Origin of the sequence: Mariprofundus ferrinatatus, from assembly GCF_002795825.1 — a bacterium.
Lineage (GTDB): Bacteria > Pseudomonadota > Zetaproteobacteria > Mariprofundales > Mariprofundaceae > Mariprofundus > Mariprofundus ferrinatatus.
Window position 1 is genome coordinate 2,158,583 of sequence record NZ_CP018800.1, and the last position, 14,963, is coordinate 2,173,545.

Consider the following 14,963-nt stretch of genomic DNA (forward strand, 5'->3'; position numbering starts at 1 on the left):
ATTTTTCCGGTTATCGCGGTTTAGTCGGTAGCAACCTCGCGACGTTTACGCACCGCTTCGGCCAGCGTGTTGAGCAGCGCCTCGGTATCTTCCCAGCCAAGGCAGGCATCGGTGATGCTGATGCCGAAATCGGGCTTCTCGCCCGGATTAACATCCTGGCGCCCCTCATGAAGATGGCTCTCGATCATCACGCCTGAGATGCAGCGGTTGCCGGCTGCAATCTGGCTGGCAAGATCCTCACCCACCTCTATCTGGCGCTTGAACTGTTTACGGCTGTTGGCGTGGCTGCAGTCGACCATCAGGCTACAGGAGAGTTTGGCCGCCTGCAGTTCACTGACGGCGCGCGCAACACTCGCCGCATCGTAGTTCGGCTCTTTGCCACCGCGCAGGATGATATGGCAGTCGTCATTGCCGGCGGTCGAGAAGATCGCAGATGTACCCTCCTTGGTCAGCGAGATGAATACATGCGGATGTTTGGCGGCATGAATGGCATCGATAGCGATCTGGAAGCCGCCCTCGGTGCTGTTCTTGAAACCGACCGGACATGAGAGGCCGCTGGCCAGCTCACGATGACCCTGTGATTCGGTGGTGCGTGCGCCGATGGCGCCCCAGCTGACCAGGTCTGCAATATACTGCGGCGTGATCAGATCGAGGAATTCGGTGCCGGCAGGGACCCCCATCTCGTTGACATCAAGCAGCAGCTTACGGGCAAGGCGGATGCCCTTATTGATCTCGAAAGAGCCATCAAGGTTGGGATCGTTGATCAGCCCCTTCCAGCCGACGGTGGTGCGCGGCTTCTCGAAGTAGACGCGCATCACGATCAGCAGATCCTTGCCCAGCTCCCCCCGCATACGCTTGATATGCCTGGCATATTCGAGCGCGGCATCGGGATTGTGGATGGAGCATGGGCCGACAACCACCAGCAGGCGGTCATCTTCGCCATGCAGAATCTCATGGATAGAGACACGGGTATCATGGGTGGTGCGGGCAGCCGTTTCGGTGATCGCATGCTCGGCGTGCACCTGTTTAGGCGCTGCAATTTCACTCATGCCGCTGATGCGCAGATCGTCTGTATTGTACTTCATAGCCATGACTGTCAGGCCCCCGAATCCCACTCTATCTGGTGCGGCTGCCGCCGACCGCGGCGCAGTATCGCAGAAAATTCACAAAACTGTTAGCCCTGTACCGTTTCCGCTGTTTCCTTATGCGCCGATGGACCATTTCCAGCATTGAGAATTTTCTTCAATGGATGGATATTTGCACGATGTATGATCACAAAGCCGTTATCGGTGGCGAACTGGAGGATGGGGAGCAGCGGCTCTGGAGCGCGCAGCCCCGGCAGGGGTTTCTCCTGCACCCCTCCGATGCCTTCATGATCCCCTTCAGCCTGATATGGGGCGGATTTTCCATTATCTGGGAGTATCAGGTGCTGGTAAGCGATGCGCCGCTGCTGATGGCGCTGATCGGCCTGCCGTTTGTCGCCATCGGCCTCTACCTGATCGCCGGACGTTTCTACTACGATGCAAAACTTCGCGAAAAGACCTTCTACGGCATCACTGATCGCCGCATCATTATCCTATCCGGCATCCGCAAAAAACAGGCGCACTACCTTGCTATCGGCGAGATCGAGAATCTGCAGAAGTTCGAGAACAGGGATGGTTCAGGCTCCATCGTGCTCGGTTTCGAGGCGATCACCACCGCCTACCAGAGCCAGATGCCAATCCCCGGCCAGATGGAGTCCACGCCGCGCATGAATAACCTCGCCGACGTCCACACCCCGTTCGGGATCATCGACAGGCTCAGGCGCACTACATCCCGCGCAGATAGCTCGGCCTGAGCCCTACCTCGCCGTGCAGCGCACCCTCGACCTGCGCCAGCAGTCGCGCGCGGTCACGCGGCAGGTTCCCGGCCAGCGCCAGCGCATTGGATGCATGATTGGAACGGAAGATCAGCGGCTTTGGCGGATTCAGGCCCGCAAGCAGCCGCAGCTGCTCCTCCAGCATCGATCGGTCGTCCGGCATCTCGAACGGCTCACCCCCCTCTGCAGCAAACTTTTCCATGAATTCGCCTGAAATCCCCGCATCGAGATAGAGCTGCAGCGTGGAGAGGTAGGTGACGGGTGCTGCGTTGAGAAGCGCGATGGTGCCGTCAATATGCTCATCTGCACGACGCTTGCCGCCAAGCCCCAGAATCACCGTGGCCGACACCTTCAGTCCCGCCTCATCTGCCCGCTGCATCGCCCTGGCGATTCCGCGGCTGCTGGCCCCCTTGGTGATCCTCCTGAGTATGCTGTCTGAACCCGATTCGATGCCGAGATAGAGAAGCGTCAGCCCCTGCTCCCTGAGCTGCGCCAGCTCCGCATCACTCTTCTGCAGGATATTGGCAGGGGTGGCGTAACAGGAGATGCGGGCAAGGTTCGGCAGCCGCTCATGCAGCGCATCCAGAACGGCCGACAGCTGAGCGGTCGGCAGACCCAGGGCATCGCCGTCGGCCAGGAAGACGCGGCGCGCATCCGGCCAGCTTCGCGCCGCCCTGTCGATATCGGCAACCAGATCCGCCAGTGGCCGCTGCTGGTAAGCCTTTTCGCGGTACATCGAGCAGAAGCTGCAGCGGTTGAAGCTGCAGCCGAGTGTAACCTGGATAATCAGGTTATCCCCCTCGCTCGGCGGCCGGTAGAGCGGCATGTGGTAGTTCAATGGCATGGCTGCAACTTTGCATGCAATACGCCTGCACGGGCAACCTGAAAATCAGCGAGACGCCGCAGACCGTCGGGTATCGCAGGGGCGTCAGTGAAGGCCTGTCAGACCCTGGCTGAAAGCAACTTCTCCAGCCTGAGTTGATCGGCCGTGAAACTGCGAATCCCCTCGCCCAGCTTTTCGCTGGCCATGGCATCCTCATTGAGCTGCCAGCGCATCTCGGACTCCTTCAGCGGTGGCTCGCGTTCAAGGCGCGCGCCATCGTCGAACAGCCTGCGCTCCACATGCTCATCCGATGCCTCCAGCTCCTGCATCAGTGCCGGGCTGATCGTCAGCCGGTCACAGCCGGCCAGCTCCAGAATCTCGCCGATATTGCGGAAGCTGGCCCCCATCACCTCGGTCGGATAACCGCAGCGCTTGTAATAGCGGTAGATACGCTGCACGGAGTGTACTCCGGGATCCTCCGCGGCCGCGAAATCATGCCCCTCTTTCGCCTTGTACCAGTCGAGAATCCGGCCGACAAAGGGGGAGATCAGGAAGACGCCGGCATCGGCGCAGGCGCGCGCCTGTGCCATCGAGAAGAGCAGCGTCAGGTTGCAGTTGATGCCATCGCGCTGCAGCCGTTCTGCGGCGCGTATCCCCTCCCAGGTCGAGGCAATCTTGATCAGGATACGCTCGACCCCGACACCGTGGCCGGCATAGAGATCGATCAGCCTGTGAACGCGGGCAACCGTCGCCTCGCTGTCGAAGGAGAGGCGTGCATCCACCTCGGTGGAGATCCGCCCGGGGATGATCTCAAGCACCTCTCGGCCGACCATGACAGCCAGCATATCGCCGGCATCCTCGATCAGCCGCGACGGATCACTCCCCTGCTTCCCGGCCCAGGCAAGCGCATCGTCAATAAAATGTTCGTACTCCGGCTGACTTACCGCCTTGAGCAGAAGGGATGGATTGGTGGTGGCATCGACGGGACGCCACTTGCGTATCGCCTCGATGTCGCCGGTATCGGCGACAACGGTTGTCATGCGGCGCAGTTGTTCAAGTCTGGTTTGCATAGGATCCTCACATTCACCGGCAGCAGAGAGCAGCAATGCCTGCCGGGCATCATCCTATTATAGCAACTCGACGCCGTTTTCGCTGCGATGGCATCAGGGGGAAAACGCCGGAGGCGCGGCTCTGCCGTATCAGGCCCTGATCAAGGCTGACAGTTACTCGTCCAGAATAGTCGTATCGTCTTGCGCAAGCAGGGCTGCCGCATCGTGCCGGGGAGCATTGGCGAAGCCCTCGCTGTGTTCGAACTTCCACTGCCGCAGATACTCGATCACCGCATGCAGTGATTGCGCCTTGTTCATCTCGCCGCGGTGGAGGATGTAGTCGGCGCACTGCGTGTAATAGGGATAGCGGATCTCCGCCAGCTGCTGCAGCACCGTCAGGGCATCGCGGCCGGCAGTCAGCGGCCGGTTCTCATCGCCCTGGATACGGCCAGCCAGGAAGTGGAGCGACGATTTCAGCCAGATCACCGGCGCATGCGCTGCAAGCATCGCCCTGTTCTCCGCACGCATCACCACGCCGCCGCCGCTGGCAAGCACTACAGGCGTTCCCAGCACCTCTCTGAGCGCCTTCGTCTCAAGATCGCGGAAACCCTCCTCGCCAACTTCAGCGAAGATCTCGGGGATCGTTCTGCCCGCCTTTTCAACGATATAATGATCCAGATCGAGAAAGGTGATTCCAAGCTCAGCAGCCAGCAGCTTGCCGATGCTGCTTTTACCGCAACCCATCAGCCCGATCAGGACGGGGTAGATCTGACAAATGCCCTCTTCAGCCATGATTACTTCCATTGCCCGACTCTAGCCCCGGCAGGCCAATCCTTCACCACTAAAAACAGCAGGGATAGCGCAGCGAGGCCGCAAATCGCCCGGTTCCGCTCAATACTTTTACAAATATGCACATCTACCTAGTCTCCACGCCATAGAGGGCATGGTTATCGCGAATGGGATTAAGTGAGCTTGGTTTGGATTGCTGGTTTGAGGAGCACGCGCAAAAGCTGTGCGGCAGCGGGCAGAGTATCGCCCGCGTGGTGGCCATCGATCGCGGCCGTATCGTGGTGCATGACGGAGCGCGCGAGCTCTCCGCCGAACTGCTGGGCAAGTTCTTTTACGCGGCCGAATCCGCGGCCAGGTTCCCCTGCGTGGGCGACTGGGTATGCCTCGATCATCACGGCAGCGAGAGCGATGATCCGGCCAGTCAGTTCCTCTCCATTCACAGTATCCTGCCGCGCAGAACCCTGCTCAAGCGCAAGACCGTCGGCTACGATGAAGAGTTCCAGATTCTGGCATCCAATATCGATGTCGCCTTTATCGTCATGGCCTGCAATTACGATTTCCATGTCGCCAAGCTCGAACGCTTCCTGGTGATGATTCACGAAGCGCATATCAGGCCGGTACTGCTGTTCACCAAAACCGACCTGATCGCAGCTGATGCGCTGCAGCAGCTGATCGATAATATCCGCGCTGCCGGCATCGGGATCGAGATCCTCTGCATCAGCAACAGCACGGGCGAGGGGCTGGATCGGGTGCGTCGCTTTATCGAAGCTGAGAAAACCTACTGCCTGCTCGGCTCCTCCGGTGTCGGCAAAAGCACGCTGATGAACCGGCTTATTGGCGAGGAGACCTTTGCCACTCAGGAGGTGAGTGAGTCGGGGCAGGGTCGCCATACCACCGTACGCCGCCACCTGATTCTGCTCAGGCAGGGAGGCCTGGTGGTGGATATGCCAGGCATGCGCGAACTGGCCATCTCCGAGGTGAAGGAGGGTATTGAGGAGAGCTTTGCCGATATTATCGAGCTTACGCAGAGCTGCCGCTTCTCCAACTGCACCCATCACAGCGAACCCGGCTGTGCGATTCTGGCGGCCCTGAAAAGCGGGGAACTGCGCAGCGATCACTATAAAAATTATCTGAAAATCCAGAGCGAGGCGCGCCACCATAAAAAGCAGACCGGCTATGTGGAGAAACGGCGAAAGGGAAAAAATGCCAGCCGCATTGCCCCCTCCAAAACAAGGCAGCGGAAACTGCGCCAGATCGATCCCGAACAGGAAGAGGACGCGGACTAAGCAACGGCGACCCGGCTACCGCCATTTTTTCATTTATCATCTATACTATAGCAGGGATGGGAAGCAACAAACATCGAGGATGCCGCCATGCTTAATCGCTCAAAACCGATCACTGCTTCTCTCTTTCTCTCACTACTCCCCCTCTTCGCCTTTCCCGTTTTCGCGCAGGATATCCAGTGGGCCTCCGATATCACCCTGCGGCCGCAATCGCCGGTAGCAGGAGAGCGGGCCACCTTTCAGGTCACGGTCAGGGCAGGCAGAGAGGCCGCCACCGGCTTTGCCGTGGTTGGCGGCATTGATGGCAAACAGCTGTTCAAAAAAGAGCTCGGAGAGCTGAGGGCTGATCGCAGCCGCAACATGCGATTCAGCTGGAGAGCGACCGCGGGATCGCACAAGGTCTATTTCAGGATTGTGACCACCACCCACTCACGCGCAGCGGTTCCACCGGAGCTGAGCAGGGAGTTCACGGTTCAAGGCGGCAGTGCAGGGGCTGCAGGGGTTCAGGCCACCGCCCCTGCCCGGAGCAGGGTTGTTCAGCATGATACACGCAGCGTCAGGAAGCCGGAGCTAAGAACCAGGCCTGTGCAGGCCACGACTGCGATATCACCCCAGACCCTCAGCTCGGCAAGTTTTCAGCAGCCGACGTGTGAAGGCGCCCCGCTGCCGGATATCGAAGCGCTCTACGGATCCGGCATTCAGGGTGGCGCCGTTCTCAACAGCTCCGGAGGCATCACGGTCACACTGCCATTCAGCGTCCCTGTTATCGTCGTGAACAGAGGCCAGTGCGATACGGGCATCTTCTCGGTTAAGGCAGAGATGCGGGTGCAGGCGCAGGGGGTTGATAAGGTGGTGCAGCTCGGCTCCAAAAGCATCCACTCACTGCCGCCATGCAGAAGCAAGGGGTGCGGGGAGGCCAAAGAGAGCGTCCGCTTTGACTTCACGCCGCAGTACAACCATGCGCTCTACAGCTTCACCATTGAAGCCGATGCCACCCACTCCATTGATGAGTTTAATGAGGATAACAATGAAATTGAACCGGAACTCAGGATAGACGAGTACTAATCCGAACCGTCACTCCACCCCAGCCACGCAAAAGGCAGCCATGGGATAACCAGTTGCCAAGGAGCTTACGCGAAGTCATCTATTCAATGCCTCTTCATTCCCAAAGTTATGACCCCTCCCACAACAAAGAGGGCCCCTATTATCTGCATTACTGATACAGGTTCGTTTAATATCAATGCTGCCATGATTATTGTCGCAACCGGGCCAAGGGCACCTATGATGGAGGTGCTGCTGGCGCCTATGCGATGAATAGCTTCAGCCAGCAGGAATGCCGGAATGACAGTAGAGACCACTGCCAACATAAAGCCGTATCCATATACAGTAAGAGGCTGGTCTAAGTAGCTGGCGTCCCGCATCAATGCAAACTGAATAATCACAGCAACACATGACACTATCATTGCATATGCAGTGAAACGTTTGGCTCCTACCTTTGGAATTATCTCTCCACTTCCGACTAAGAATAGTGAATAAGTCAATGTTGCCCCAAGTATCAACAAACACCCGAACAAGACATGCTCGCCAGTGAAATGAAGATCATGAAACACTGCAAATGCAATGCCGATGTAACAAAGGAACAATGCAATGGTAGCTTCTTTGCCGATCTTCTTATTAAAAAAGATTGAAGAAATGATCACGACGAAGGTGGGATATATGAACAATATCAATCGCTCTAACCCAGCTGAAACATATTGAAGCCCAATAAAATCGAGTAAGCTGGAAAAGTAGTAACCAATCATTCCCAACATGCATATAACCAGCGTGTTCCGTGCTCCTAAAGGAACACTTGCCTTACGTTCTTCGGCTATCGCAATTACGACAAAGAACGGTAAAGCAAAAGCCATACGAAACATTAACAATGTAATTGCATCTGCTTCATAGTTGTATGCAAGCTTGATGAATATAGCCTTTACAGAAAAGCCAAGCGCAGCCCCGATAGCCAACAACAGGCCATACATTATGTGTGAATTTAATGCTTTTATATTTGATATTGAACGAATAATTGCGTTCATTTTTTACTCCCTATTAAGGAGCAAAGCAGAAGTAATCTTGTAGTGAATGAGGAGAGACCTGAGCAAAACGCGACTAACTTCCGCGATTGCTCTGTAATGTTTTAAATCAGGTAAAAATCAGACAATAGAAATCGCAGGCGATGGGATTAGTAGCCATAGCCAAACGATGGATTTTGAAACCTGTATCTTCATAAGGCGTTGAACTATGGTGCTTTGGACCCTGAAGTCCAGAAATTCAATTTCTGAGGTCAATTCATCGTCTTTTCGAACGATATTGATTGGCCGGTTTTCAACAGTCGTGTAATGGCCAATAGCATCGGTAATAGTGAAATTCGAGCCCCTTAGCGTTCCCCGTGCAGAGCTCGTCGAAGAAATGAGCGGTTAAGCTCAGCTCTCTTCCATCATCATGAAGAGTAGATCTGTTGGGCCGGGGTCGATACCTGCCTGAAAGAGCAGGGTCGTGGCCTGGCCGCGGTGGTGGGTCTGGTGGTTGAAGAGGTGCTGCAACAGATCACCCAAAGCACGCTCCTGCTTCTCCCCCTTCATCGTGCGGTAGCGGACCGGCTCATTCAGCAGCCTGTCCGTCCATGTTTCGGAAAATTCGAGGATCAGCCCGTCGAGGCTGCGGCGGTTCTCGGTCAGCTCGGCGAAGTCATCGAAAAGAATCTCGTTAAGCCTTGCCGGCGTGGGGTACTCGGTGAGCGGATGCGCCAGCGCATCGCGGCAACCGGAGCTTGCGGCGAAGCGGTGCAGCCAGAGAATGTCTGCAATCAGGATATGGTTGAGGGTGCCGAGGATCGATCCGAAAAAGGCATCGCGATCCTCAGCAATCGCATCGGCGGGCAGCTCCTTAACCCTGGCAAAGAGCCTCTCATTCATCCACCGGTTGTATCGCGCCATGCGCTGGAGATATTCGACCATATGTCCTCCGATGGAGAGAGCATAGCAGATTATCCGCTCTCTGTGGCTAAAGTATTCATGCGGCTGCCCGATAAACTGTCCATGATCTGATTGCAATATCGGCATCGCGAACGAAGCTGAAGTTAGCCATGGAGGTGAAGGTTATGGGCCTGCTGGAAACTGTTCTTGTAGTTCTGGCCACAGCAGTGGTGGCTGCCCTGCATTTTCTGACCCGGAACATCTGACTGCCCCGCTCCTGCTCACCACTGCATGATCAGCTGTTCTCCAGAAACAGGGCTGCCTCTTCAATCGACTTGAAAGCCCGGGTATTACAGCGCATCTTATTCGAGGCCATAATCTCCCACATGCGGCCGAATCCGTAGTGCTTCGGATGAACCACAACGATGAAATTTCTAAGCATCAAAGAGTCGAACACCTTTGACTTTTCAGTCAGCGCATTGACCTGGCGGTAATCGAGCTTGTCGGGAAAACTTTCTGAATGGTCAATCACCAGCGCCCACCCTTCAGTTCCCTCAAGATGCAACATAATGGAGGCGCGAATCGCATCAAAGCGATCGGCACCCAGCACACAGTTCGATTTAATCGTGAGTAGCTTTCTTCCTCTGTCGAGGGTCGCCTTAAAAATCAACACCCTTAGCTGAAAATCGGCCAGCGGGCAGGAGGCCTGTCAGGCGGGAATACTGACCGCCAGCAGTGCGTGCTCATCCGGTTTTACAAGCAACGGGATCGCAGCGAAAAAGGCCTCGCGATCCTGCTCCTTTACCCCGACATAGAGCCCCTCATTCATGCAGCGGTGGTAACGCGCCATGCACTGTAGATTGGAGATATTCGACCATATGACCTCCGCCAGAGAGCGAATAGCAGATGATCTCGGCTTTGCCGTCCGGCCGACAACAGGTTCAGGAGAGCATTTGTTGAATATAGTTCCCCAGCCTCTCGAACGAATAGGGTTTGGTCAAAAAGCGGCAGTTCTCTATCACCCTCTTTCTGGAGGCGCTATTATCCTGATCATAGCCCGAGGCGAGAATAACCGGAATCTCCGGATCGATCCTGCGAATTGCCTCCACCAGCTCAGGGCCGCCCATCTTTGGCATAATAACATCAGAGAGAAGCAGATCGATCTCATCGGCGTGCTCTTGATAGAGCGCAAGCGCCTGTTCGCCATCACCTGCCTCAAACACCCGGTAGCCAAGATCGCGCAACACCTCCGCAGTTGTGCTTCGCACATGCTCCTCATCATCAACAAGCAGGATTCCCTCCTGATTGCCGGAGGCCAAGACGGGTTCCGTTTCCGCTGCGGGCTCAATCTGTGACGATTGCGAAAGAGGGAGGTAGACCTCAAACGTAGTGCCCCTGCCCGGCATACTATCAACTTCGATCACTCCACCAAATCTCTGCACGGTGGAGAAAGATATCGCCAGACCCAGGCCTGTCCCCTTGCCCTCCTCCTTGGTGGTATAAAACGGATCGAAGATCGAACCCAGCCTTTCTCTCTCAATACCGGATCCATTATCGCTGACCGAGATTTTTGCCAACTCTCGGGAGTTGATGTCCGGATGAATGTTCATAAATGGTTCATCCGCCACATAGTGCTCAAGACGCCACTCGATCAGCGGCTGATCCGCCCCCTCAAGTGCATCCCGTGCATTGTTGGACAGGTTGATCATCACCTGCTGCAGCTGCACGGGATCGACCTCGATGTTTAGCTGCTCCTCACAAATCTGCAGCTTGTGCTGAATATTCTCGGGAATCGTGCTGCGGGCCAGGCTGAAACCCTCCTCGATCAGGCGATTCAGATTGATCACCTCGGCTTCAGTGATATCCCTCTTGGCAAAGGAGAGAAGCTGCCGGACAACCCCGGCAGCATGGCCAACAAGTGTCTCAATATTCTCCAGCTTTTCGGCGATGGTCAGCTTATCATCGATTGCCTTCTTGGCGACATAGAGGTTGCCCTGCACCGCAGCCAGCATGTTATTGAAATCATGGGCGATGCCGCCCACCAGTGTGCCAACCGCTTCCATCTTCTGGATCTGAACCAACTGCTGCTCCAGCTGCTTGAGTTCGGTGACATCCTTGATAATGGCAACATAGTGGGCAATCTCCCGCTCATCATTGAATACCGGGGCGATCGATATCATGGCAGGGAAGAAGCTGCCATCCTTGCGACGATTGATCAGATTCCCCTCCCACTTGCGCCCTGCGGTGATCGTCTGCCACAACTCACGATAAAAGGATGCATCCTGCTGGTTGCTTTTGAGCAGTGAAGTTTTTCTGCCCATCACCTCATCATAGGTGTAGCCGGTGATTTCACTGAAAGCGGGATTCACATACTCAATCTCCGCATCGGGCGAGGTGATGATGATGCACTCTCCCGCCTGCTGCAGCGCCTGTGACAATCTGGACAACTCCTGCTGCTGGGCCAGAATCTCATCCTGCGCCTGTTTTCGCTCGGTGATATTCCTGGCAATGCCGAGCACCCCGATAAGGCTGCCGTGGTTGTCATACATGGGGGTCTTGATGGTCTCGAACAGGCCGCGATAGCTGTCATCCGCAAAGGTGAGCCACTCCTCGTTGATGCGACTTCCTTTCGTCTCCATCGCTGCCAGATCATGCTGGCGGAAAGAATCAGCCTGTTCGCTGCTGACAAAATCGTAGTCGCTTTTGCCTACGATCTCATGTTCGGAACAGCCATAAAGCTTTTCGAAGCTCCGGTTGCAGCTGAGGTAAACCCCGTCCGCATCCTTCAGCCAGACCAGGTCAGGGATCGTTGAGAGAAGCGTCTTGAGCTGTCCCTGCTCCTTCACCAGCTGACCCTGGCTCTCGATAAGAGCCTTTTGGAGCGCCACGAGCTCATCCCGCTCTTTCATCAGTGTGCCCTGTCTTATCATCGACAGAACAACGACAACAACCGCCCCTGTATCAGCAACCACCTGCACAAAATAGGGAAGGTCAGCAAGCGTATGCGACAAAACAACCGAAACCGAGGCTATCACCACCGTTATTAGCGGCAGCAGGCGCAACGCCGACTCGCATACCCGATCCCACTCGGGGGCAGGGTTGACCTCAACCTTCCAGCGGGCCAGAGCGACAGCTATCAGCAGCACTGCTGCAGAGAACGAGGGATTAAACCAGCTGCCGTCAATAGCAATGCCATCGAGGGCCAGGAAGTTCCAGTGCATCCAGCTCATGCCGGTTGCAACAAGCCCGGAGATAAACAGCAGCAGGCTTGTATTAATTCTCAGGCGCAGCGTCGGGAGCATGGTCAGCGCGGTAATCGCTGCAGTCAGCAGCGTGGTCGGGTAGGCAACCAGCACCAGCATGGAGAGCCAGTCGGTTTCGCCGCGCTTGGGCAGGTAGAGTGCCAACACCAGCGTCAGCAGGACCACGGTAAGGGTGGCTGTATCAAGCCAGATCGTTTTTCTTTGCGCTGGAGTGGTGTAACTGGCGATTTCACGAAACAGGCCGACCGCGACAAGCGGCCCCAGCAGGAGATAGAAGATATCCGACGGAGCGGGAAAATTGGTATATCCGGTTGCCGCCTGAATATCCCAGAATATCTGCCCGACCGCATAGCCACTCAATCCGAGCGCTATCCAGAATAACCCTTTGGCATCATCGGGTTCGGCGCGCTTGAATACCAGCCAGGCTACAACCGCCGCGGCTGAAGTGCTCGCTGTCCAGTGGAGATTGTCGAAGATTCGAATCCATACAGGATCATGGGCAAGACGAATGCCGATGGTGCCGATCAGGGTGCACGCAATCCCCGCGAACAGTGCCACATAGATATTGCTGGAGCGTGGGAAAGTCTTCATCTCCGGGTCAGAATGCCTTGTTAAGGTAGGCCTGCCAATGGGTACCACCGATATTCTTCACCCTGCCGTTGCCTGCCACGGAGAGGAAGTTGTTGTATATCTCTGCACCCTGTGTCGTGGTTACAGCAACTGAAACGGACCATCCTGAAGTGACCTCTCTAGCAAGGCTGACCCTGTAGTCGCTGTAACTAAGGTTACTGCTGTTGGTGACCAACTGCAGCCCCGCGTGCAATCCCAAAGTAAATGCGGATCCGAGATCGAAATCGGCATTTGCCTCCAGGTAGCTTGAGCCCCTGGTGCCATTGCCCGCATGCACTCCCCCGACAATGCCGCTGTTCCATGTCGCTACCGGCGCCGTGCGCTCATCGTAGCCAAAATAGTCCGTGATGCAGACTGAATACTTCAGGGTGAGCCAGTCGTATGTAAAACCGAGGTACGCCTCCACCGTGTCATAACGCTTGTCCGGATAGGCCCCCTTCGGAGCCGCATGACTGTAGTTTGCGCCAGGGTAGAAGTATGCCCCGACACCAAAGTCATAAGCGATCAAATCGGTAAGGCTGCCGCCATGTCCAAGGTACAGATCAAGTTCCAGAGTGCCATTGGCGTAGTAGTCATCCGACACCTGTGAACCCCAGGCGGATACATACCATCCGCTTTGATGCAGAAGATCGACCCCCAGCTGAATGGCAGGCTCTCCCCAACTCATTCGCAGGCCACGACTGGTGTAGTCAGATGTTATGCCGATATTGGAGGAGACAGAAAATTCGGAAGCTTCATCTGCCAAAGCATCGGAGCAGAGTAAAAAAAAGCAAAGAAGCAGAGTAGAAGAGCTGAAAATTGCCGATTTTCTCGCCACATTAAGCCTCCTCACAATTTTTCGGGCAGCCAGATACTCCGGAGATCTTTGCTTGTATGGCTGTGCATAAGCTATACAAGCAAACAATATTATCACCCATAATAGCAGGCCCAGACCGGATCATCCAGCTGCTTATGCGGGAATGTTGACCGCCAGCAGTGCGTGCTCATCCGGTTTTACAGGCACCGGAATCTTCACCTGGTGGCCGCTGCCGGGAGCGACATCCATCGGGTTGCCGTAGCGGGCATCGTTGATCGATTCGACGACAAAAGTGTGGTTGCCACCGGGATTGATCAATTCGATCGAGTCCCCGACCGAAAATTTATTCTTCACGATCACCTCGGCAAGTTTTTTCTCCTCGTCATAGCCGACCACTTCGCCGACAAAACGCTGGGTGAGCCAGGTTGAGCTGCCGGTCTCGTAGTTCTGTGTCGAGGATGCGCGCTTGCGCGAATAGAAGCCGTCGGTATAGCCCCGGTTCGCCAGCGCATCGAGCTGGAACATCAGTGACTCGTCGAACGGCCGCCCTGCAATCGCATCATCAATCGCCTTGCGATAGACCTGTGCCGTACGCGCCACGTAGTAGTGGCTCTTGGTGCGCCCCTCGATCTTCAAAGAGTCTATTCCAATCTTCACCAGCCGCTCGACATGCTGCACGGCCCGAAGGTCCTTCGAGTTCATAATATAGGTGCCGTGCTCATCCTCGAACACCGGCATCTGGTCATCGGGGCGGTTCGGCTCGGTGAGTGTGTAGACTTGATCTGCCAGCGGGTGGCGCGCCACATGACCGGTCTCTGCGAACGGCTCCGGTGGCGACATCATGCCGTCCAGCGCCTTGATCGGAATCACATCGCCGCTGATATCCTCTTTGGCCCCCTCCATGCCGTACTCCCAGCGGCAGGCGTTGGTGCATGTACCCTGATTGGCATCGCGGTGGTTGAAATAACCGGAGAGAAGGCATCTTCCCGAATAGGCGATACAGAGTGCGCCGTGCACGAACACCTCAAGCTCGATATCGGGGCAGCGCTGGCGGATCTCCTCCACCTCATCCAGTGACAGTTCCCGCGAGAGGATCACTCTTTTCACACCGACCGACTGCCAGAATTTGACCGCCGCCCAGTTCATGGTGTTGGCCTGCACGGAGAGATGGATCGGCATCTCAGGCCACTTCTCGCGCACCATCATCATCAGCCCCGGATCGGCCATAATCAGCGCATCCGGTGCCATATCGATCACCGGCTGCATGTGCTCGAGATAACGTTTGAGCTTGCTGTTGTGCGGCAGCAGATTGCTGGCGACAAAGAACTTCCTGCCCAGGGCATGCGCCTCGTCGATACCGGTTTTCAGGTTCTCCAGCTGGAAGTCGTTGTTGCGCACACGCAGTGAATAGCGCGGCTGGCCGGCATAGACGGCATCAGCACCAAAGGCGTAAGCGTAACGCATATTGCGAATGGTTCCGGCCGGAGCCAGCAGTTCAATCTGTGGTTTGGTCATCAA

General features: G+C 56.0%; 14 protein-coding genes. 3 read left to right on the forward strand and 11 right to left on the reverse strand.

Features of this window, described 5'->3' with window-relative positions:
* Positions 1 to 20: 20 nt before the first annotated feature.
* The gene (locus tag Ga0123462_RS10605; RefSeq protein WP_100266274.1) at positions 21 to 1,091 is read right to left on the reverse strand and encodes a 3-deoxy-7-phosphoheptulonate synthase; all 1,071 of its coding nucleotides are present in this window, start codon (positions 1,089 to 1,091) and stop codon (positions 21 to 23) included.
* Between the two features lie 173 nt (positions 1,092 to 1,264).
* On the opposite strand from Ga0123462_RS10605, the gene Ga0123462_RS10610 reads away from it, so the two are divergent.
* A complete protein-coding gene (locus tag Ga0123462_RS10610; protein ID WP_100266275.1) occupies positions 1,265 to 1,837 on the forward strand; it encodes a PH domain-containing protein in 573 nt (190 codons plus the stop codon).
* Here the strand turns inward: Ga0123462_RS10610 and Ga0123462_RS10615 are convergent.
* The 3 genes from Ga0123462_RS10615 to Ga0123462_RS10625 form a co-directional block, all read right to left on the reverse strand.
* Complete coding sequence (locus Ga0123462_RS10615; RefSeq protein WP_100266276.1) at positions 1,809 to 2,702, reverse strand: radical SAM protein; 894 nt, start codon at positions 2,700 to 2,702, stop codon at positions 1,809 to 1,811. The two genes, Ga0123462_RS10610 and Ga0123462_RS10615, sit on opposite strands and share 29 nt — an antisense overlap.
* A gap of 98 nt (positions 2,703 to 2,800) precedes the next feature.
* A complete protein-coding gene (gene tal / locus Ga0123462_RS10620; protein ID WP_100266596.1) occupies positions 2,801 to 3,751 on the reverse strand; it encodes a transaldolase in 951 nt (316 codons plus the stop codon).
* A 153-nt stretch (positions 3,752 to 3,904) separates the two neighbouring features.
* Positions 3,905 to 4,534, reverse strand: coding sequence for a shikimate kinase (locus tag Ga0123462_RS10625; protein ID WP_232726449.1), 630 nt, complete (start codon positions 4,532 to 4,534; stop codon positions 3,905 to 3,907).
* A gap of 152 nt (positions 4,535 to 4,686) precedes the next feature.
* On the opposite strand from Ga0123462_RS10625, the gene rsgA reads away from it, so the two are divergent.
* Both rsgA and Ga0123462_RS10635 read left to right on the forward strand, forming a co-directional pair.
* Positions 4,687 to 5,805, forward strand: coding sequence for a ribosome small subunit-dependent GTPase A (gene rsgA, locus Ga0123462_RS10630; RefSeq protein ID WP_100266277.1), 1,119 nt, complete (start codon positions 4,687 to 4,689; stop codon positions 5,803 to 5,805).
* 87 nt (positions 5,806 to 5,892) lie between these two features.
* Positions 5,893 to 6,867, forward strand: coding sequence for a CARDB domain-containing protein (locus Ga0123462_RS10635; protein WP_100266278.1), 975 nt, complete (start codon positions 5,893 to 5,895; stop codon positions 6,865 to 6,867).
* An 83-nt stretch (positions 6,868 to 6,950) separates the two neighbouring features.
* Here Ga0123462_RS10635 and Ga0123462_RS10640 read toward each other — a convergent pair whose 3' ends face one another.
* From Ga0123462_RS10640 to trhP, 7 genes are all read right to left on the reverse strand, one after another.
* Positions 6,951 to 7,877, reverse strand: coding sequence for a DMT family transporter (locus Ga0123462_RS10640; protein ID WP_198507342.1), 927 nt, complete (start codon positions 7,875 to 7,877; stop codon positions 6,951 to 6,953).
* 387 nt (positions 7,878 to 8,264) lie between these two features.
* Positions 8,265 to 8,798, reverse strand: coding sequence for a DinB family protein (locus Ga0123462_RS10645; protein ID WP_100266279.1), 534 nt, complete (start codon positions 8,796 to 8,798; stop codon positions 8,265 to 8,267).
* Positions 8,799 to 9,051: 253 nt separating this feature from the next.
* Positions 9,052 to 9,426 (reverse strand): hypothetical protein, encoded by a 375-nt coding sequence (locus Ga0123462_RS10650; RefSeq protein WP_157821338.1) that lies wholly within the window; start codon positions 9,424 to 9,426, stop codon positions 9,052 to 9,054.
* A 39-nt stretch (positions 9,427 to 9,465) separates the two neighbouring features.
* A complete protein-coding gene (locus Ga0123462_RS11405; protein ID WP_157821339.1) occupies positions 9,466 to 9,606 on the reverse strand; it encodes a hypothetical protein in 141 nt (46 codons plus the stop codon).
* A 91-nt stretch (positions 9,607 to 9,697) separates the two neighbouring features.
* The gene (locus Ga0123462_RS10655; protein WP_100266281.1) at positions 9,698 to 12,610 is read right to left on the reverse strand and encodes a hybrid sensor histidine kinase/response regulator; all 2,913 of its coding nucleotides are present in this window, start codon (positions 12,608 to 12,610) and stop codon (positions 9,698 to 9,700) included.
* Between the two features lie 7 nt (positions 12,611 to 12,617).
* Positions 12,618 to 13,466, reverse strand: a complete 849-nt coding sequence (locus Ga0123462_RS10660; protein ID WP_157821340.1) for a TorF family putative porin — start codon at positions 13,464 to 13,466, stop codon at positions 12,618 to 12,620.
* 132 nt (positions 13,467 to 13,598) lie between these two features.
* The gene (gene trhP, locus Ga0123462_RS10665) at positions 13,599 to 14,960 is read right to left on the reverse strand and encodes a prephenate-dependent tRNA uridine(34) hydroxylase TrhP (protein WP_100266283.1); all 1,362 of its coding nucleotides are present in this window, start codon (positions 14,958 to 14,960) and stop codon (positions 13,599 to 13,601) included.
* Positions 14,961 to 14,963 lie beyond the last annotated feature (3 nt).

Coding starts and splice junctions, on each gene's coding strand:
- Ga0123462_RS11405 (WP_157821339.1), bottom strand. CDS start 9,606: ATGGCGCGTTACCACCGCTGCATGAATGAGGGGCTCTATGTCGGGGTA.
- trhP (WP_100266283.1), bottom strand. CDS start 14,960: ATGACCAAACCACAGATTGAACTGCTGGCTCCGGCCGGAACCATTCGC.
- tal (WP_100266596.1), bottom strand. CDS start 3,751: ATGCAAACCAGACTTGAACAACTGCGCCGCATGACAACCGTTGTCGCC.
- Ga0123462_RS10635 (WP_100266278.1), top strand. CDS start 5,893: ATGCTTAATCGCTCAAAACCGATCACTGCTTCTCTCTTTCTCTCACTA.
- Ga0123462_RS10655 (WP_100266281.1), bottom strand. CDS start 12,610: ATGAAGACTTTCCCACGCTCCAGCAATATCTATGTGGCACTGTTCGCG.
- rsgA (WP_100266277.1), top strand. CDS start 4,687: ATGGGATTAAGTGAGCTTGGTTTGGATTGCTGGTTTGAGGAGCACGCG.
- Ga0123462_RS10640 (WP_198507342.1), bottom strand. CDS start 7,877: ATGAACGCAATTATTCGTTCAATATCAAATATAAAAGCATTAAATTCA.
- Ga0123462_RS10625 (WP_232726449.1), bottom strand. CDS start 4,534: ATGGAAGTAATCATGGCTGAAGAGGGCATTTGTCAGATCTACCCCGTC.
- Ga0123462_RS10605 (WP_100266274.1), bottom strand. CDS start 1,091: ATGGCTATGAAGTACAATACAGACGATCTGCGCATCAGCGGCATGAGT.
- Ga0123462_RS10615 (WP_100266276.1), bottom strand. CDS start 2,702: ATGCCATTGAACTACCACATGCCGCTCTACCGGCCGCCGAGCGAGGGG.
- Ga0123462_RS10610 (WP_100266275.1), top strand. CDS start 1,265: ATGTATGATCACAAAGCCGTTATCGGTGGCGAACTGGAGGATGGGGAG.
- Ga0123462_RS10645 (WP_100266279.1), bottom strand. CDS start 8,798: ATGGTCGAATATCTCCAGCGCATGGCGCGATACAACCGGTGGATGAAT.